Raw genomic sequence first — 18,414 nt, forward strand, 5'->3', positions numbered from 1 at the left:
TTCTTCGAAAGAGCCTTGTTCTTCTGCCTCCGCAGCGCTTTGTGCACTTGCGTTTTGCCTCATTGAACGTTGTGGATCGATGTTTCGAGCGCATGTAAAAACGATTTTGCCGATGAACTGGCCGAAAACAGCCAATAGGTTTCGTGATCCACGCATAAAATTATTGTGCCCAGATGCTCCATCTGCGTGCGCGCAACCGCGTCAATCGCGAACCGCTCGGGGTGCAAATCAATTGGACAAATGCGCTCAAGCGCGCTGCGGCACCCAGGTCCGGATATTTCCAAACCAACCCAATTATGGCTTTGATCTGTTGTATAAACGGCGCTTGTCATCAGGGTTTTAATCTGTTGCTCCGCGCGCCCGATATTCTGCGCTCGCGGGAAAAGCACAAACATCTGATCCAATCCCATGCGTAGCACCCGCGAGTCCAGTGGTGCCGCGCATTGGCTCTGCCCAATATCGGGCATATCGATACCAAAGCCTGCTTTCAAAGCCTTTTGCACGGCTTGCTCCTCTGCCAAGGGAACCGCCATCGAGACCATGCATATATCGCTGATCTCGCGCAGGCTGATTGGTCCAAATTGTGCTTGATAGCCGTTAAGAAATTCTTCCGAGGTTAATCTATACTCAGCCACGTTGCCGTCCTCCATCCGGATCATAGAAATGAGGCGATACGATCTTTACTTGCACCTCTTTCTTCTGGGCCGGGTTGACCGCGCGCACCACTTCTCCCATGCGTTCATGTCCCGCCTTTATAAAGCCCAAGCCGATCGAATGCCCCAAAACTGGTGAGTAGGCCACCGACGACATCCAGCCTTGATCATTGGCCATTGTTGCTGCGTCACTCAGCGCAATGAAATGCGCCCCTGCAGACAGCGCTTGGCTTTGATCTACGGGTTTAAACCCGACAAGGCGGATCGCATCCTCGCGGTTCATTTCCGGACGTTGAGACAGGGTTTTGCCGATGCAATCCTTCTTGGCGCTGACAAATCCGCCCAGCCCCAAATTCAACGCTGATGTTTGCCCGTTTAATTCATTGCCCGCGGCATGGCCTTTTTCGATTCGCATCACCCCAAGCGCTTCGGTGCCATAAGGCACGGCGTCAAATTCCTGCCCCGCTTGCATCAAGCAGTCCATCATTGCAGTGCCAAAGCGCGCGGGCACGGCGATTTCAAAGGCCAATTCACCCGAAAAAGAAATTCTGAACAAACGGGCTGGCGTGCCGCCGCAGACGGTTGTTTCCGCGCAAGCCATGAAGCCGAAGCCTTCATTTGATAAATCGAACGGTTTATCGACGAGCTTTTGCAACAGCGCGCGCGAATTCGGCCCGGCTACCGCAAATTGCGCCCAAGCATCCGTGCTGGAAATCATATGAACATCAAGCTCAGGCCACAGGCATTGCCGCGCAAATTCTAAGCGCCGAAAGACCAAGACGGCATTGGCCGTCGTGGTGGTCATCACAAAATGGTTTTCGCCCAACCGAGCTGTTGTGCCATCATCATAAGCGATGCCGTCTTCGCGCAGCATCAGCCCATAACGCACTTTGCCCACGGGCAGTTTCAGAAAGGCATTGGTGTAAACCTGGTTTAAAAACAGGGCAGCGTCTTTGCCTTGGATATCAATTTTTCCTAAAGTTGTGACATCGCAAATGCCCACCGACGCTCGGGTCATTTCTACTTCGCGATCAACGCTGTCGCGCCAGCCTTTTTCCCCGGGGCGAGCATACCATTGGGCGCGTAACCAATTCCCTGTTTCCACGAAGGTCGCGCCATTTTCTGTGGCCCAGCGATGGCTGGGGGTCAGCCGATAGGGGCGGAAATCCTTGCCGCGCGCGCGCCCAGCCAAAGCGCCCATGGGCACCGGCGTGTAGGGGGGGCGGAAAATCGTGGTGCCGGTTTCTGGGATCGTTTTGCCCGTACATTCCGCCATAATCGCCAAAGCCGGTATGTTGGAGGTTTTGCCCTGATCCGTGGCCATACCCAGCGTGGTATAGCGTTTGAGATGTTCAACCGAGCGAAACCCTTCCTGATAGGATTGGCGAATATCCTTGACCGTCACATCGTTTTGTAAATCTATCCAAGCGCGGGCTTTGCTAGCGCCGACATGCCAGAACGCGGCCCCCATGCTGGCTTCATCGCTGGCTTTGGGTGCGGCTTTTCGCGTGGCTGTGAAGCCCAGATCTTTGACCATCTCTTTGGCCTTTTGATGCGCGCCGCTCATCGCTTGCGACAGTGTTAGATCGCCTTGTGCGGCCCCCACAACCTGCATTCCTGAGGGAAGATGTTTGCCGGGTACAAACGCGTTTATGTCTTCTGCCCAGCTTGGTCGGCCACGTTGATGGCAGGTTAAATGGACATTCGGGTTCCAGCCACCAGAAACGGCTAAGCAATCTGTCGTAATCCTCTGGCCGGTTGTTAGGGTGATCTCTTTCAAAGCCTTGCGTCCGGATGTGTCCATCACGCCTGCGCCCATGACAATCTTAGCATGTGGAATGTCGGTCAATGGCGCAATATCCCGGCTGTCAATAACCGCAGCCACCGACACGCCCTGAGCGCTGAGATCGCGCGCTGTGCGCCACCCATCGTCATTATTTGTAAAGATGCTGATCCGCTTTCCCGGTGTGGCAGCAAACCGGTTTACATAGCTGCGCACCGCGCCCGCAAGCATAATACCGGGGCGATCATTATTGCCAAAGGCAATCGGGCGTTCCGTTGCGCCCGCGGCCAAAACGGCGCGCTTTGAATAGATGCGCCACAGGATTTGCCGGGGTTTTCCCCCAGAATGGGGCAAGTGGTCGGTGCGGCGCTCAAGCGCGCCATAAATGCCGTGATCATAGGCCCCATAGATTGTGGTGCGCGACATCAGCCTTACATTGGGCAGGCTTGCCAGCTCTTGCCAGAGCGCCTGCGCCCAATCCGCCCCCTTTTTTCCATCAACCTCGAAGGTTTCGCTGTTGAGCCGCCCCCCCCCTCGGAAATCTTCATCTGCCAGAATAACCTGTGCCCCGCTGAACGCGGCGGCGCGCGCAGCGGCCAAACCACTAGGACCCGCGCCGATAACCAAAAGATCACAATGCAAAAACCCTTTGTCATAAATGTCTGGATCGTCTTCTAAAGACAGACTGCCCAAGCCAGCCGCCGCGCGAATGGCTGGTTCATACAGTTTTTCCCATGCAAATTTGGGCCACATGAAGGTTTTATAATAAAACCCGGCGCTTAAAAATGGCGATAGATAATCGGTAAAGGCCATCAGATCGAACTCTAAAGAGCCACGATGATTTTGGCTTTTCGCGCTGAGCTGGTCGAATAACTCGACAGTGGTGGCCCTGGTATTCGGCTCTTGAAAGGCACCTTTGCGCAGTTCAACCAAAGCGTTTGGTTCCTCAGAGCCGGCGCTAAAGATACCGCGCGGGCGGTGGTATTTAAAACTGCGCCCCACCAGCGTTTGGCCATTCGCGATCAATGCTGAGGCCAGCGTGTCACCCTGATAGCCTTCAAAGCGCCGGCCATTAAACTCAAAACTTAAGGGTGTTTTGCGATCGATAAAACCACCCGCGATACGACGAATTTGTTTCATTTGCTGCGGCCTCTTTCTTTTGCGACATCGCGGGCCAATCGAACCGCTGTGATGTCATGGGTCAGCGTGTCGCGGGTGACCACCAGCCAAGACCGGTCGCCTTGTTCATGATACCAAAGTTCCTCATGCATCCCGGCCGGATTATCGCGCAGATAGCCATATTCAAAAAACCGATCGGCGGCATCTGCTGCATTTGGATCAGGCCGGTCGATCAGGCTTGCATCGCCCAAATAGACAAATTCGGCTGCGTCGCGCGGGCCCAGCAGTGGGTGGTTGATAATCATGAAAAATCTCCTGCGCGCGCTCTGCTGCTAAGCTCGAGCGCGGGTAAGAAAGGAAAGCGGTATTGCGGGTATATAATCATTTCAAGTTCAACGCTTCGGTGCTGGGGTTAGTGTAAATTCGGTTGTGAGCCTTGGCCCTTTTCATCGATCAAATGGCCGCGTTTGAACCGATCAAGGCGCAGCTCTGTTGCGACAGGGTGGGGGGCATCAGTCGCGAGCAAATGGGCATAGCATAAGCCACTGGCCGGGGTGGCTTTAAACCCGCCATAGCACCAGCCGCCATTGAAATAGAGCCCGTCAATATGGGTTTTGTCGATAAAGGGCGAACCATCCATAGACATGTCCATAATGCCGCCCCAGCTGCGCAACAAACGCGCCCGCCCGATCATCGGCATGATCGCCATTCCGCCCTCAGCCACATCTTCAACCACCGGTAAATTGCCGCGCTGGGCATAGGTGTTATAGCCGTCAATATCACCACCAAAGACCAACCCGCCCTTGTCAGATTGGCTCACGTAAAAATGGCCGGCACCAAAGGTGATCACGCCGGGCAGGGTGGGTTTCAGACCTTCGGTGACAAACGCTTGCAACACGTGGCTTTCGATTGGCAGGCGCATGCCGGCTTGGGCCATCACGCGGCTGGATGATCCGGCCACGCAAACGGCCACCTTGCGCGCTTTGATGGGCCCTTGACATGTTTCCACCCCGCTGCATTGGCCGTTTTCAATGTGAAACCCGGTGACTTCGCAATTCTGAATGATATCTACGCCTCGGCTATCAGCGCCGCGCGCGTAGCCCCAGGCCACGGCGTCATGGCGCACGGTGCCGCCCCGTCTTTGGTACAGCCCACCCTTGATGGGAAACCGCGCATTGTCAAAATCCAAAAAGGGAAGTTCGCGCCGCAATTGCTGCTGATCGGCCAATTCCGCATCTGCTCCGGCCAACATCATCGCATTGGCGCGGCGCACAAACGCGTCGCGTTGTGGATCAGAGTGAAACAGATTGAGGATCGAGCGTTGGCTGACCATCGCATTATAATTAAAATCTTGTTCAAGGCCCTCCCAGAGCTTCAATGACAATTCGTAAAAGGGTTCGTTGCCCGGCAGCATGTAATTTGAGCGGATAATTGTTGTGTTGCGCCCTATATTGCCCGAGCCAAGCCAGCCTTTTTCTAACACTGCAACATTGGTGATCCCGTAGGTCTTGGCCAGATAATGCGCCGTCGATAGCCCGTGGCCGCCACCGCCCACGATCACAACGTCATATCTGTCTTTCGGCTTTGGATCCCGCCAAGCAGGTTTCCAACCTTTATTTCCAGTCAATCCCTGCGTTAGAATTTTGAATGCGGAATAATTCATGCTGACAACACCTTTGTTCCAATACCAGCTTACCGGATCACTTTGCATATACTTTTCTAAAAAGGACGCTTATTATAAATAAATGGAAAAAATTGGTACAATGCCTGACCAAAGAGATCAGACGGATATCATCCGAATTGGCGTTTTGCCGATCGATGGCTTTGCCTTGATGTCTTATGCATCCACGGTTGAGCCGTTTCGCGCGGCCAATATGTTGAGCCGGCGTATGCTTTATGAGGTTGTGAATATTGGCCCATCGCTTGAGCTAATATCGAGCTCTGGCGCTGCCAGTGTTGCGCCGCAGGCGACGCTTTTGACCGCACCGCGCCTTGATTATCTGTTTGTTGTTGCCGGTGGCAACCCCGCCACCTTTGCGGATATGGCTGTCTGGAATTGGCTGGCGAAGATCGCCCGATTTGGCGTGCGCCTCGGTGGGGTGTCGGGTGGGCCAGTCATCTTGGCCAATGCCGGCTTGATGGCAGAGCGGCGCATGACCGTGCATTGGGAACATGCCGCAGCGCTTGAAGAAAGCGCGCCGCATCTGCTGCTTGAACGCAGCCTCTACGTTATCGACCGGGATCGTTTGACATGCGCGGGTGGAACGGCTGCGCTGGATTTGATGCTGGCCTTGATAACGCAGCATCAGGGATCAGTTTTTGCCAGTTTGGTCAGCGATTGGTTCTTACATACGGAAATTCGCCCCGCGATCGGACCTCAGCGCAGCGGGTTGATCGCGCGGATCGGATCAACCAACGCACAGGTGTTAGAAACGGTGAAAGCGATGGAGGCGCATGTTGCGGATCCGCTGACGCTTGAACAATTGGCACAGGTGTCAAAGATTTCACCGCGCCAGCTAAACCGGTTGTTTTCGCTTAAGTTGGGGCGGTCAACGATGGGCTATTATCGCGATTTAAGGCTAGATAAGGCGCGCAATTTATTAACCAACTCACCGCTGTCACTTACCGAAATTGGGCTGGCAACCGGCTTCTCAAGCGCCTCGCATTTTTCGCGCGTATTTCGGGAATATTTCGGCCGCGCACCGTCGGAATTTCGCTAGATACTTGTCTAAGGGGCTGAGAAATGCCTATGTAAACGCAGCTAGGAGGGCACATGCATTTACTTGTTTTACAACATGCTCGGGCAGAACATCCCGGTATTTTCCGCCAATTTTTGCAAGAAGATGGTCACAGTTGGGATGCGGTGCATCTTGACGAGGGAGAGGCTTTGCCTGCCCTAGAAGGCTATGATGGGCTTTGGGTTATGGGCGGACCGATGGATGTTTGGCAAGAAGAGGCGTATCCTTGGCTCATCGCTGAAAAAGCCTTTATTCAAAAGGCCGTTGAAGAAAAAGGCCTGCCGTTTCTTGGGCTTTGCCTTGGCCATCAATTGCTGGCGGAAGCACTGGGTGGCAGCGTTGGCAAATCGGAAATTCCGGAAATTGGGGTCTGTGAGGTTCAATTAACCGAAGCCGGTGCCTCCGGAATTTTATGCGATGGATTGCCCGAGCGCATGCATTGCCTGCAATGGCATGGGGCGGAAATTAAAACGCTGCCGGCAGGGGCAAAAGTTTTGGCAACATCGCCCAATTGCGCCGTGCAAGCGATGAGCTGGGGCCCTCGAGCTTATTCGCTGCAATTTCATATTGAAATAGAACAGAGCACGGTGCAGGACTGGGGCAAAATTCCAGAATATGAAGCCAGCTTGACCGCGGCGCTGGGCGCCAATGGCCAAAAGACGCTTGAAGCGGATTGCGCTGCTCAAATGCACGCGTTTAACGCCATGGCCGAGCGTCTATATCTGAATTGGTTGCAAACTGCGGCCCGCGCGTAACGCCGCGCTCCTATGCCGCGGCAGCCCGCGTTAGGGATAGGCGCGCCGTTTCAAGATGTTCTTTCATATTGCTTGCGGCAGCTTCAGGCTCACGGCTGTAAAGCGCGTTTAAGATGCGCCTGTGTTGCGCGTTATATTGCTGTATAATGGCAGTGTTCAACGTCAAACTGCGCATTCTTGTCCAATCGCTTTGACCGCGCACTGATGTGATCTGATCCATGATCCAGATTAAAAGAACGTTGCCAGTGCATTCGACCAAGGCGCGGTGAAACTCTGTATCGGCTTCTGCGAAGGCGGCGGCGTTGTCAACGCTGGCCTCCATTTTTGTGCATAATTGCCCCAAACGATCGAAGTCAGCACGGCGACCATGCAGAACAGCCAAGCGGCAAATATGCGGTTCTAGGGCAAAGCGGGCATCAATCAGCTCAAGCGGATTCGCCGTTTGGATGACGCTGGGCTGGGGAGGCGGCGCCTCAAATGTTACATAAGTGCCGCTGCCTCTTTTGATATCAACCAGATCTGTGTCCATCAATTTGATCAGAGCTTCGCGCACGGTGCCGCGCGACACGCCATAAGTTTCGGCCATCTCGCGCTCGGCGGGAAGTTTTTCATGCTGGGCAATAACGCCTTGAATGATTTCCCCACGCAATATGCTGGCCAGATCAGCCGCATTCATCTTTTTCTTCTTCACCTGCATTAGATCCCTTTTTGGTCCAATTTTGTACCAATAATAGGAAATGTCAAGTAAAATTCAGCAAGTGGTACGAAATAGGTTGACTTTTGGTTTGCTTTTATCAAGCTCGACTTAGGTCTGGGCGGAAAAGCTGCCGCATAACGAAGGCAAAGCAGTTGGAACACTTTTAGGGAGATGGGTGAATGGCGTTCCCCACACATGTAGACTACCTCATCATTGGCGCGGGCATTCATGGGTTATCCACAGCCTGGCGCTTGGCGGATCGTTTGATCGCTCAGGGTCAAGATGTTGAGGGCCGCGTTGTTGTTTTGGACAAATCGGGGATTGCGTCCGGAGCGTCGGGAATTGCCTGCGGCGTGGTACGAAACAATTATTTTCAACCTGCGATGCGGGAACTTATGGCGCATTCCGTGGATGTTTGGGAAAGCGATCCGGCCGGACTCAGCTATCATCCTGTGGGCTATATGCAGATTTCTTGCGAATCGATGCGTGAAGACGTGACCTCGATTTATGAGCAACAGCGAGCAATCGGTTATGAAAGCGAGTTTATCGAGGGTGCGGATGCTTGCGATTCTTACATGAAATCCATGTTTAGCGATTGGCAGGCGCAAGGTATTACCTCGGTCCTGCATGAGAAGCGGGGGGGGTATTCGAACAACACCAAATCGATGTACGGGCTGGCCAAGAAGGTCGAAGAGCGCGGGGTTCGGATTATCTCTGGTGTCGAGGTGAAGGGTCTGACAAGCGAAAGCGCCAGTTCTAGCATCAAATCTGTTGAGACATCCCATGGCACGCTATCTTGCGCGCATGTGGTTGTGGCGCCCGGTCCCTGGGCCCGAGATTTCTGGGATATGCTGGGCATGCCCAAAAAGATCAGCCTAAAAGATTTAACGGGAAAGATGCATCACGACATCGATATGTGGCGATTCTGGCAACTTGAAGAAGGCGTTTTGCAATTGCCGCCTGAGGTGCTGCAAACCAATGATGGCAAAATACCACCGGTGATACATGTCGATACCGATGCCCCGCTACACTCTTGCGTGGATGGCAGCGTAATTACCGAAGATCTGTGGGGCATTTATTACAAACCTGATTGGCATTTTAACGGTATTCAAGGGGGCGCCTCGCCCTATAAAGTGGATACGCCGGTTGAGCGGGTTGCAATTGACCCTTACGGCCCCTCGTCTCCTGAATTTGTGGCCTCTGACGGTTTTGCTCATATGTGGGTCTCGGCCTTGGCGCATTGCCATCAGCGCTTTGAAGGCATGATGGGTAAATATCACCGTGAAGCATCCGGTGGCATCGGCTGTTTCACCGCCGATAGCTTTCCGGTTTTTGACCATTTTCATGAGAATGCCACGCTGATTGCGGATAGTAATCATGGGTGGAAAATGCTGGGCGTCGGACATTTGATCGCCGATGAAGTGCTTGGCGAAAAGCAGAGCTTGTTAGAGCCTTTCCGCTTTGACCGTTTCGAAAAAGGAAATCTGCACCCAGTATCAAACAGCCCATATCCTTGGAGTTAGTGGCTGGTGAAATCAAAAATATAAAAAAAGGCAAAAAAATAAAGATATAAAAGGGGAGAATTAAAGTGGCCGAAATGGACCTTGAACGTTTTGTGGAAGCGCCTGGGCGCGATGCGAAGATCAAAGAAGTGCGTAAGATGATCGATTCCCTCGGCATCGAATATCTGTATCTTCAGTTTGTCTCTGTAACCGGAAAAATTATGGGCAAAGGCATTCCCTCAGATCATTGGGAAACCGTTGCTAAAAAAGGCTTTCAGCTGGTTTATGGCGCAACCGTCAACTTGTTCACGGATCGCGCGGGAAATTATATGGGATATGGACCCGAGGCTGCGGAATTGGTTGGTATTCCCGAGCCTGAGACGTTTATGCAATTGCCTTGGGCACCGGAAATTGGACGGTTTTATTGCACTTTGTTTCGCAACCGCGAAGAGAAAGTGGATCCTGGCGCTTATTTGACTGCAGACTCTCGGGGCAATCTGCGCCGCATGCATGAAGAATTTAAGGCCAAGCATGGGCGCCAGCTGCGCATCGGCACCGAGCCCGAAATGATGTGGCTGAAATTTGACGAGAATGGCAAGCCAAAAGACGGATTTTCAAAACCTTATTGTTATCACATTGATCAATTTGAAAGCCTGCGCCCCGTGACCATGAAGGTTATGGAATACACTCGTAAAATGGGTTTGGATATGATTCAGGGCGATCATGAAGATGCGCCTGGTCAGCTTGAATTAAACTGGATGTTTGATGATGTGCTGCGCAATGCCGACCGTCTGACAACTTACCGTCAGATCTGCGCGCAAGTGGCGCGCGAGCATGGTATTTTTGCATGCTTCATGACGAAACCGTTCATGGGCGTGTCAGCCTCTGGGTGCCACCATAACATGTCGCTCTGGCGGGGCGGCGAAGATCAGTTTGTCAAATGCGGAAATGATCCGGATAACCTGCCGGGCATGCGTGATAATTACATGTATGTAAAGGGCGGCAGCAACACGTTTATGCCCGATGATGATGATCCGCAAATGCCGGGCGCCGAAGGGCTGGTTGCGATTGGCGGCGTGGTGAAAAACCTGCAAGCGTTGACCGCGATTGGCTGTTCGACGGTGAATTCTTACCGCCGCTTGTGGGATACGGGCTTTTGGGCGCCGGTATTTGCCGATTGGGGCTTCCAAAACCGGACCACGGGCTTGCGCGTCTCGGCGCCGGGCCGGTTCGAATATCGCTCGGTGGATTCAATGGTCAACCCGTATTTGATGGGCACAACATTACTGGCCGCAATGGATGATGGGATTGATAACAGCATCAGCCCGGGCGAGCCTGAAGAGCGCAATATTTATGAGGCGATCAAAGAGGGCAAAGAAGTCAAGAAATTGCCAATGTCTTTGGGTGAGGCGCTGAGCTATCTCGAGCAAAGCGAAGTGGTGCGCCGCGGCATGCCGGGCGAAATGTATCGTTTGTACCATGAATATAAATATGACGAATGGGCCCGCTTCATGTCCACGTCAACCGATTGGGACAATGAGATGTATATGGAGTGCTTGCCATAAGGCATTTCCAAAATTGTAATGCGGCGGGCTAACCCCGCCAAACTTCTGACGCAACCCGATGGAGGTGGGATGTAATATGTGTGGTATCGCAGGATTAATTCATAAGGGCAAAAGCTCAAATGTGGGGGGGGAGATGACAGCAATGTTGCAGGCCCTCAAGCATCGCGGGCCGGATTCGACGGGCTACGCTGTCTATGGCGAGCCAACCGAAGGCGATTATGTGCTTCGTTTGAAAGTGGCGGAAGCCGAAGATATGGCCAAAGGCCGTGGCATTCATCAGGTTTTGGCGGATCGCATCACGGAGGTGGAAGCGATCATGCAAGAGCATGGCGTGACGGTGAAAACGAAAGAGCACGCAACCGAATATGCTCTGCGCTATCTGATTTCCCATGAGGGGGATACCACCGCACTGGCCGAGCATATTGAAGAAACCGATGGCGTTGAAATTTTATCGCTTGGAAATGGCCTAGAGCTGATCAAAGATTTGGGCGATGCGTCAGATGTGGCCGGGCTTTATGGTCTGAATGAATTTAACGGAACGCATGGCATTGGCCATACGCGAATGGCAACCGAGTCGGATGTGGATATTCGCTCCGCGCACCCCTATTGGGCCTTTCCCTATAATGACGTGAGCGTTGTACATAACGGACAAATCACAAATTATTGGATTATGCGCCGCCAGATGGAGCGCAAAGGCCATCGCTTTATGTCAAATTGTGACAGCGAACTTTTGGCTGTTTACACTGCGAACAATTTAGCAAATGGCGTAACGCTTGAGCAATCATTGCGCAATTCAATCGAAGAAATTGACGGCGTCTTTACCTATTTGGTCGCTACCAAAGATCAACTGGGCATGGCCAAAGATACGATGGCTGCAAAGCCATTGGTGCTTTACGAAAGCGATGATTTGATCGCTATGGCATCAGAAGAAGTCGCTATTCGGGCCATTCTTCCCCAAGAAATTGACACTTACGATCCCTATGATGAGGAGGTACGCGTATGGCAAGCCTAAGCGATACTGAACTAAAGCAAATGAGTCAGGAAGAGCGGGTGACCGCGCTTGGAATGCGCACCGAGGCACTGACGGGAAAATCGCTTTACATTGAGTTTGATCCGGATGCGGAAGAGCGCTTCACATACCCTTGGGCGCCCGAAGTCGATTACAATAAGCGCACCGAACTTGATACAGATGAAATGACCACCACCGAGGTGAATTCCAAAATTCGGGCCCTCATGGCCGAAGGCTATGGCACGATTGTGCTGAAAAATCCGCGCGGAAAGCATTCGCTGGGCGTGGGGATCCTAAGCCGGTTGAATTTAATTATTGAGGGCTCGTTGGGCTATTTTGGTGTTGGGTTGATCGATGGTCCGAATGTGCGCATCAACGGGCGCGTGGGCTGGTCTTGCGGCGAAAATATGATGGCTGGAACGATTGTCATTGAAAAAAACGCCGGTTCGACCTTTGGCGCTGCGATCCGCGGCGGGGATCTGGTCTGTCGGGGGTCGGTTGGCTCTCGGACAGGTATTGACCAAAAAGGCGGTACGATACTTGTCGGTGGTGACACGGGGGCTTTATCGGGCTTTATGATGCAACGCGGTCGGATGGTTGTGTGTGGAAATGCGGGTAAAAACCTTGGCGATTCAATGTATGACGGCACCATTTTTGTGGGCGGTAAGATTCAATCGCTTGGAGTGGATGCAATCGAGGCGGAATTGACTGACCTTGATCGCGACTGGCTCACCGCAAAGCTGACCCAATATGGCATGATGCCCGATAAGGGTGTTGACCATTTTACAAAGATTGTCGCTGGGAAACAGCTTTGGAACTACGACAATCTTGAACCCAATGAAAAGAAAATAATTCTGTAAGTCTAAGGAAAGGATAATACCTATGGCTGACGGTGATATGCCAAGAAAGAAAGCGCTGGATCGTGATGTAAACCGCATCGGTGACAGCTTTGTATTCCCACCCCGTGTGATGGATGACATCCATATCAAATCCGAGCTTGGACGCTATCGGATGCGCGGCTTCTCTTTGTTCAAGAAAATTCCACACTGGGATGATCTAACCTTCTTGCCGGGCACGTTGACGCGGTTCGTGATCGAAGGGTATCGCGAAAAATGTGAAACCAAAACGGTGATTGGTCCCCGCGCAAAGCGTCCGCTTGAGCTGGATATTCCAATCTATATCACAGGGATGAGCTTTGGGGCGCTGAGCTATGAGGCGAAAACCGCGCTGGCGCGGGGCGCCACAATGGCGGGTACCGCAACTTGCTCGGGTGAAGGGGGGATGATCCCGGATGAGCGCCGCTATAGCTCAAAATGGTTTTATCAGTGCATTCAATCGCGCTACGGGTTCAACCCAAACCACTTGGTCTTGGCGGATGGCTGCGAGTTTTTTATCGGACAGGGCTGTAAAGTGGGCCTTGGTGGGCATTTGATGGGGCAAAAAGTGACCGATCAGGTGGCTGAAATGCGCTCATTGCCCGCAGGCATTGACCAACGTTCACCCGCGCGCCACCCTGATTGGCTAGGCCCTGATGATCTGGCGCTTAAGATTCAAGAGATCCGCGAAGCCACAGATTGGCAAATTCCAATCCAGTTAAAACTGGGTGCGGCGCGGGTTTATGATGATGTTCGTATGGCGGTGAAATGCGATCCAGACTCGATTTACATCGATGGGATGGAAGGCGGCACAGGCGCCGGGCCGCATTTGGCGACCGAAGACACAGGGGTGCCCGGAATGGCCGCGATCCGTCAGGCGCGCAAAGCCATCGATGATCTTGGCAAACGCGGCGAAATCAGCTTGATTTATGCAGGCGGCATCAGAAACGGTGCCGATGTTGCGAAAGCCATTGCGCTGGGCGCAGATGCGATCGCCATCGGGCATTCCGCGATGATGGCCTTGAATTGCAACAAGGATATCCCGGAAGCCAATTATCCCGAAGAAATCGGTGCAGAGCCCGGATATTGCTACCACTGCCATACCGGGCGCTGCCCTGTTGGCGTGGCGACGCAAGATCCCGCGCTGCGCACCCGTCTTGATCCGGATGAAGCTGCCGAGCGCGTGTATAACTTTTTGCACACGCTGACGATCGAAGCGCAGCTTTTTGCCCGCGCCTGCGGCAAAACCAATCTGCATAGCCTTGAGCCTGAGGATCTGGCCGCGTTGACGATGGAAGCCTCTGCCATGGCAGGCGTTCCTTTAGCTGGCACGAACCACACTGTGGGCGTCGAAGATTACCACCATCTCTAAGGAGGAGTTACAATGGCTGGAACACAATATCGCGGATCTGAAATCAAAGACGTCAATCAGTTTTTGAATGATGCTGATGGTTTGGAAAGCGAACGCGAAAAAGAAATTGGTCAGCATATTGGCTATCGGTATGATGTGAACTTGGTGCCCGATAAAAGCCGGATCACGCCCTATTTAGCCAAATATATGGAAATTATGGGCTGGGATGATCTGAACTGGCTGGAAGATATTCATATGGGCTATGAAGAGGGCGCGCCGGCGGTGTTTGACCGCAACAATAATGGCTGGGTGCGTATCCCCAGCAGTATTGATCTGCCGGATAATCAACAGGATCGGGATATGATTGCACGCGAATTGCTCTTGAAGTTTCAGATGTCTGATCGCCATCCTTTGGCCAATCTGCGCAAAGCCTATATGAAGTTTTAAGGTCTTGCTGCGCCCGCTGAATATTGCATGTCTGCAAACGCATCCCAAAGCCTCGATATCTGAGGCGATTGCGGAGGCGATGCCACTGGCAGAGGCAGCTGCAAAAGCGGGCGCAGAATTTATATTTTTGCCCGAATATTGCGGTGGATTGGCCAGCGAAGGCGCCGCGCTGCGGCCCCCCGTTGCACAAGAAAAAGACCACCCGATGCTGCGGGTGTTTCAAGCTTTTGCACAAAACTATCAGGTTTGGGTTATGTTGGGCTCGATCGCTGTAACCGCGCCTGATGCAAAAATACTAAACCGTGGCTACATCATTGACTCCGCAGGTAATGTTCAAAGCCATTATGATAAAATACATCTGTTCGACGTAGAAATTTCGGAACAAGAAGTATATCGGGAAAGCGCGCATGTCACGCCCGGCGCTGCGGTTCAAGTGACGCCCGCCTGTGGTATGCAGTTGGGCCATACGATCTGTTATGATCTGCGGTTTCCAAAACTGTTCCGCGATTTGGCGCAAGCAGGGGCAGAGGCGATTGCGGTGCCGGCCGCGTTTGTAAAGAAAACAGGGCAGGCGCATTGGCATGTTCTCAACCGCGCGCGGGCGATTGAAAATGGATGCTTTATCATCGCCCCGTGTGCGGTAGGGCCTATTCCGGGGGGGGGTGAAAGTTACGGTCACAGCTTGATTATAGACCCTTGGGGGCGGGTTTTGGCTGATGGCGGTGAAGATCAGGGCTTTATTCAAGCCACGATTGACCTCTCTCAGGCGCGGTGGGTGCGCTCAAAAATTCCAAGCTTAACGCATGACCGGGCGTATAGCCTGCAGTCGGCAGAAATGACAGAAAGATACCAGGATCTATGAGTTCAGTTGCATCCCTTTTGGGCGATAGCTACGCCAACCACCCTTTGAAAGACCGGTTTTTAAAATGGCAATGCCATTGTCGGCAAATGATGATGCGTGATAATATGGGCCGCCCGGATGCCACAATCATGCCCGAAGTTTATTTGAAAGACGACGCGCAAGCGATGGGAACCATTATCACCATTATGAACAAACTGCCGGCCTATTCTGAAACACCCGAGATGCTGCATATGGCGCGTAAAACCAACGATCCTGCGCAGCGCCGCAACCAAGCGATCCAATATTTTTCCGCAACCTTTTACCAAAAGCACAAACAGTTTTCGGATATCTTAACCTCGACATTTCCGCCCCATTCCCCAGGGGCGGCCAAAATTAGGAGCGCGGAAACCTGTCGTCTGGTTTTTGCAGCCTATGCGCAAAGCTTTGAAATTCGGTGTAAAGTCTGGAAACTCACCCCCAAAAACCTTTTGAATCAATCGACAATCGCGCATAATCGCTTGTTCAACCCAGAGCTGCCGGGCAATACGATTGTTTTGGGCTTTGAACCGGATTGGTCAAGCTCGCAAGAATTGAAGGTTTGAAAAAAGCTATGGCCTACGGATATGTGATTGCGCAAATCAACATTCATGACCCAGAAGCCTACGCCACCTATGTGAAAATGGTTCAACCCACTTTGGATCTTTTTGGTGGTCAGTTTTTGGTACGGGGCGGAAAAGCCCGCAGCTTTGAAGGCGCGCCGCCGGGCGATCGGCATGTTATCATTCAATTCCCCAGCTATGACAAAGCGATGAATTGGTATGCCTCGGATGCCTATGCGCCAGCCAAGAGGCAAAGGCTCTCTGCCTCATCCAGCGTTCAAACCATCGTTGAAGGTGTTCTGTAAGCCCCTTTATTGGAATCTGCACATCGGGTTTTACGCGGTTTTTTTAAAGCGTTGAGGCGTTTGGTTGCTGATATCTTTGCCGGCTCGCAGATACCTCCAAAAGCCAATTTTCAACCCGATCGCGCTCTGGAAAACTAGGGCCATCGCTTGCTTTCAGCAAATAATAGCCATGATCTGTTCTGGCCGAAATGTTACCCAATGGTCGGATAAGTTTGTTATCTTCAAGCAGATGATCTACCAAATGGGCCCATCCAAGCGCAATTCCCAATCCGTTTACGGCAGCTTCAATCGCAAGAGGATAGGTGTTCAAGCTGACTGTTTCTTCAAATTCAGCCACTGCGTGATGCATCAAATCAAACCAAGCGCGCCAGGTCATCCACTCGGTATGCATGGTGTGAATGCCGATTAAGGAGCTTTGCGACATTGCGGCCAATGTGGTGATGCCGGGGTTTTTCCGCAAAAATTCCGGCGAACAGACCGGGAATATTGTTTCGCCAAATAATAACTCTGCCGAATAGCCTGACCAATGCCCATTGCCCCGTAAAATTGTTAAATCGACATCTTCCGCCAGACATTCATCATCGTCATCTGAGGACAGTAAGTTGATGTTAACTGGTTCGTAAAGCGCGTTGAAGCGCGGTAATTTGGGCATCAAATAAAGCCCCGCCACCGAGTTGGTTGCCGCGATTGTCACAGCATTGTTTAACGTGGCTTCCAGCAGGTTTTGTGAGAGGGCTCGCAACTGATCAAGCAAGGGTAAAATATCATCAAAAAACCTTTGCCCACGCGGGGTTAGGTGAATCGAGCGGTGTCCGCGATTGAATAAATTTATTTTATAATGCAGCTCTAAAAGCCGAACTTTCCTGCTGATGGCCGTTTCGCTGATGTTCAGCGCTTTAGAAGCACCTGCAAAACTGTTGTTAACCGCCGCAGATTCAAATGCAAGTAGATAATCTAGGCGTGGTAATACATTGTTTTTATTCATTTGTTTTGACCAATCATAGTTTAATTTAGTGAAAACGAGAATGGCGTTAGCGTAACCTTGTCTGAGATATATTGCCACTAATTTTTAGACCCTAAGCCCATAAAATCTATGTGCGGAAAACGTGACCAAATTTGCGAAGCTATGGGCATGCCCGAATTCGGGTAGAGCCAACCAAAAAAATATATTAGGGGGAAAAAATGAATAAATTTACTCGGAAGGTTGCAGCTGGAGCCATGTCGTTAGCGGTCGGTTTTTCAGCTGGCCAAGTATATGCGGCGGATTCAAGTAAGCCCATCGTTATACCCACTCACAATTGGTCTAGTCAGGTTGTGATGGCCTATGTAATCGGCGGTATTTTTGAAAGTATGGGGAATAACGTCGATTATGTTCCCGCCGATACGCAAGCTGTTTATGAAGCCATTCGTAATGGTGATGTGACGATTTCGCACGAGGTCTGGCAATCCACATTTGGAGCTTCTTTTTACAATGCAATGGCAAAAGGAGGTATAATCGACGCCGGGACTCACGCGGCCATGACGTTAGAGGAAATGGGAGTTCCACAATATGTAATCGATGATAATCTTTGCCCAGGTCTTCCAAATTGGGAGGCTTTGAAAGATTGTCATGAGGTTTTTGCAACTCCGGACTCTGGCGGAAAAGGCCGCTGGCTTGAGGGTCCGCAGAGTTGGCATGGTAACCAAATGCCAGAACGTCTTGCAGGGCTTGGTTTGGACGACAAATATATGGTCAAATTCGCCGGATCTGCTGACGCAATCTGGGCAGAGCTATCATCAGCAAAAAAAGAGGGAAGAGGCGTAATTACTTTTAATTGGACGCCTAATTTCACCGATGCTGATGGTTTTGTTTTTATTGAATTCCCGCCATATTTTGATGGATGTCGCGTAGGGGATGGAGGTGACGGTGCTTGTGGTTCTCCAAAAGGTTGGCTGAAGAAAGCGGCGAATTATAAGTTTCCTAAGACACATCCGGCTGCATATACGGCATTTACAAAAATCTCCTTCACATCAAACCAAATTGGTCAAATGGCCGCTTTAGTTGATATTGATAAGATGAGCCACCAAGATGCGGCTAAAGCATGGCTTGCCGCTAATGAAGAAGTTTGGAAGCCATTTACGCAATAGTTTAGTTTGGCTTCGCGTTTCAACTAGCTTTAAAACAAAGAAGGTTGT

At 51.8% G+C, this 18,414-nt stretch carries 18 protein-coding genes; 12 read left to right on the forward strand and 6 right to left on the reverse strand.

The features are described 5' to 3' along the window. Positions 1-59: 59 nt before the first annotated feature. From UM181_12990 to UM181_13005, 4 genes are all read right to left on the reverse strand, one after another. A complete protein-coding gene (locus tag UM181_12990) occupies positions 60-635 on the reverse strand; it encodes a sarcosine oxidase subunit gamma (protein WQC62231.1) in 576 nt (191 codons plus the stop codon). Then, positions 628-3,576: a sarcosine oxidase subunit alpha family protein gene (locus UM181_12995; GenBank protein ID WQC62232.1), complete on the reverse strand. Its 2,949-nt coding sequence runs from the start codon at positions 3,574-3,576 to the stop codon at positions 628-630. Before UM181_12995 ends, UM181_12990 begins: the two co-directional genes overlap by 8 nt. Then, positions 3,573-3,860: a sarcosine oxidase subunit delta gene (locus tag UM181_13000; protein WQC62233.1), complete on the reverse strand. Its 288-nt coding sequence runs from the start codon at positions 3,858-3,860 to the stop codon at positions 3,573-3,575. The genes UM181_12995 and UM181_13000 overlap by 4 nt, the downstream gene beginning before the upstream one ends. Before the next feature lie 107 nt (positions 3,861-3,967). Continuing rightward, the gene (locus tag UM181_13005) at positions 3,968-5,218 is read right to left on the reverse strand and encodes a sarcosine oxidase subunit beta family protein (protein WQC62234.1); all 1,251 of its coding nucleotides are present in this window, start codon (positions 5,216-5,218) and stop codon (positions 3,968-3,970) included. A gap of 100 nt (positions 5,219-5,318) precedes the next feature. Here UM181_13005 and UM181_13010 point away from each other — a divergent pair, with 100 nt between their 5' ends. Next, entirely contained in the window at positions 5,319-6,275 is a 957-nt protein-coding gene (locus UM181_13010) for a GlxA family transcriptional regulator (GenBank protein WQC62235.1), read from the forward strand. A gap of 53 nt (positions 6,276-6,328) precedes the next feature. Further along, the gene (locus UM181_13015) at positions 6,329-7,048 is read left to right on the forward strand and encodes a type 1 glutamine amidotransferase (GenBank protein WQC62236.1); all 720 of its coding nucleotides are present in this window, start codon (positions 6,329-6,331) and stop codon (positions 7,046-7,048) included. 10 nt (positions 7,049-7,058) lie between these two features. On the opposite strand, the gene UM181_13020 is transcribed toward UM181_13015, so the two are convergent. Beyond that, a complete protein-coding gene (locus UM181_13020) occupies positions 7,059-7,739 on the reverse strand; it encodes a FadR/GntR family transcriptional regulator (GenBank protein WQC62237.1) in 681 nt (226 codons plus the stop codon). A gap of 185 nt (positions 7,740-7,924) precedes the next feature. On the opposite strand from UM181_13020, the gene UM181_13025 reads away from it, so the two are divergent. The 9 genes from UM181_13025 (at position 7,925) to UM181_13065 (ending at position 16,239) form a co-directional block, all read left to right on the forward strand. Continuing rightward, positions 7,925-9,268 carry an FAD-binding oxidoreductase gene (locus UM181_13025; GenBank protein WQC62238.1) on the forward strand — a complete coding sequence of 448 codons (1,344 nt, stop codon included), beginning with the start codon at positions 7,925-7,927 and terminating at the stop codon, positions 9,266-9,268. Between the two features lie 74 nt (positions 9,269-9,342). Further along, entirely contained in the window at positions 9,343-10,812 is a 1,470-nt protein-coding gene (locus tag UM181_13030) for a glutamine synthetase family protein (protein ID WQC64756.1), read from the forward strand. Between the two features lie 76 nt (positions 10,813-10,888). After that, positions 10,889-11,824 carry a glutamine amidotransferase gene (locus UM181_13035; protein ID WQC64757.1) on the forward strand — a complete coding sequence of 312 codons (936 nt, stop codon included), beginning with the start codon at positions 10,889-10,891 and terminating at the stop codon, positions 11,822-11,824. After that, on the forward strand, positions 11,812-12,681 hold the full coding sequence (locus tag UM181_13040; protein WQC62239.1) for a GXGXG motif-containing protein: 870 nt from the start codon (positions 11,812-11,814) through the stop codon (positions 12,679-12,681). Before UM181_13035 ends, UM181_13040 begins: the two co-directional genes overlap by 13 nt. Positions 12,682-12,703: 22 nt before the next feature. Further along, positions 12,704-14,068, forward strand: a complete 1,365-nt coding sequence (locus UM181_13045) for an FMN-binding glutamate synthase family protein (GenBank protein WQC62240.1) — start codon at positions 12,704-12,706, stop codon at positions 14,066-14,068. 12 nt (positions 14,069-14,080) lie between these two features. After that, complete coding sequence (locus UM181_13050; GenBank protein ID WQC62241.1) at positions 14,081-14,494, forward strand: hypothetical protein; 414 nt, start codon at positions 14,081-14,083, stop codon at positions 14,492-14,494. Positions 14,495-14,498: 4 nt separating this feature from the next. Next, on the forward strand, positions 14,499-15,356 hold the full coding sequence (locus UM181_13055; GenBank protein WQC62242.1) for a nitrilase-related carbon-nitrogen hydrolase: 858 nt from the start codon (positions 14,499-14,501) through the stop codon (positions 15,354-15,356). Then, a complete protein-coding gene (locus UM181_13060; protein WQC62243.1) occupies positions 15,353-15,937 on the forward strand; it encodes a hypothetical protein in 585 nt (194 codons plus the stop codon). The genes UM181_13055 and UM181_13060 overlap by 4 nt, the downstream gene beginning before the upstream one ends. Positions 15,938-15,945: 8 nt before the next feature. Then, entirely contained in the window at positions 15,946-16,239 is a 294-nt protein-coding gene (locus tag UM181_13065) for a DUF1330 domain-containing protein (GenBank protein WQC62244.1), read from the forward strand. Positions 16,240-16,282: 43 nt separating this feature from the next. Here UM181_13065 and UM181_13070 read toward each other — a convergent pair whose 3' ends face one another. Next, complete coding sequence (locus UM181_13070) at positions 16,283-17,224, reverse strand: LysR substrate-binding domain-containing protein (GenBank protein WQC62245.1); 942 nt, start codon at positions 17,222-17,224, stop codon at positions 16,283-16,285. A gap of 197 nt (positions 17,225-17,421) precedes the next feature. Here UM181_13070 and UM181_13075 point away from each other — a divergent pair, with 197 nt between their 5' ends. Beyond that, positions 17,422-18,366, forward strand: a complete 945-nt coding sequence (locus UM181_13075; GenBank protein ID WQC62246.1) for an ABC transporter substrate-binding protein — start codon at positions 17,422-17,424, stop codon at positions 18,364-18,366. The last annotated feature ends 48 nt before the right edge of the window (positions 18,367-18,414 follow it).

This window comes from Alphaproteobacteria bacterium US3C007 (assembly GCA_034423775.1).
In the GTDB taxonomy this organism is placed as follows: domain Bacteria; phylum Pseudomonadota; class Alphaproteobacteria; order Rhodobacterales; family Rhodobacteraceae; genus Thalassovivens; species Thalassovivens spotae.

Bases quoted from the DNA above. Each gene is read 5' to 3' on its own strand.
- UM181_13035 (WQC64757.1), top strand. From the start codon at position 10,889: ATGTGTGGTATCGCAGGATTAATTCATAAGGGCAAAAGCTCAAATGTG.
- UM181_13015 (WQC62236.1), top strand. From the start codon at position 6,329: ATGCATTTACTTGTTTTACAACATGCTCGGGCAGAACATCCCGGTATT.
- UM181_13070 (WQC62245.1), bottom strand. From the start codon at position 17,224: ATGAATAAAAACAATGTATTACCACGCCTAGATTATCTACTTGCATTT.
- UM181_13065 (WQC62244.1), top strand. From the start codon at position 15,946: ATGGCCTACGGATATGTGATTGCGCAAATCAACATTCATGACCCAGAA.
- UM181_13025 (WQC62238.1), top strand. From the start codon at position 7,925: ATGGCGTTCCCCACACATGTAGACTACCTCATCATTGGCGCGGGCATT.
- UM181_13005 (WQC62234.1), bottom strand. From the start codon at position 5,218: ATGAATTATTCCGCATTCAAAATTCTAACGCAGGGATTGACTGGAAAT.
- UM181_12995 (WQC62232.1), bottom strand. From the start codon at position 3,576: ATGAAACAAATTCGTCGTATCGCGGGTGGTTTTATCGATCGCAAAACA.
- UM181_13010 (WQC62235.1), top strand. From the start codon at position 5,319: ATGCCTGACCAAAGAGATCAGACGGATATCATCCGAATTGGCGTTTTG.
- UM181_13045 (WQC62240.1), top strand. From the start codon at position 12,704: ATGGCTGACGGTGATATGCCAAGAAAGAAAGCGCTGGATCGTGATGTA.
- UM181_13060 (WQC62243.1), top strand. From the start codon at position 15,353: ATGAGTTCAGTTGCATCCCTTTTGGGCGATAGCTACGCCAACCACCCT.
- UM181_13040 (WQC62239.1), top strand. From the start codon at position 11,812: ATGGCAAGCCTAAGCGATACTGAACTAAAGCAAATGAGTCAGGAAGAG.
- UM181_13075 (WQC62246.1), top strand. From the start codon at position 17,422: ATGAATAAATTTACTCGGAAGGTTGCAGCTGGAGCCATGTCGTTAGCG.
- UM181_13050 (WQC62241.1), top strand. From the start codon at position 14,081: ATGGCTGGAACACAATATCGCGGATCTGAAATCAAAGACGTCAATCAG.
- UM181_13030 (WQC64756.1), top strand. From the start codon at position 9,343: ATGGACCTTGAACGTTTTGTGGAAGCGCCTGGGCGCGATGCGAAGATC.
- UM181_13000 (WQC62233.1), bottom strand. From the start codon at position 3,860: ATGATTATCAACCACCCACTGCTGGGCCCGCGCGACGCAGCCGAATTT.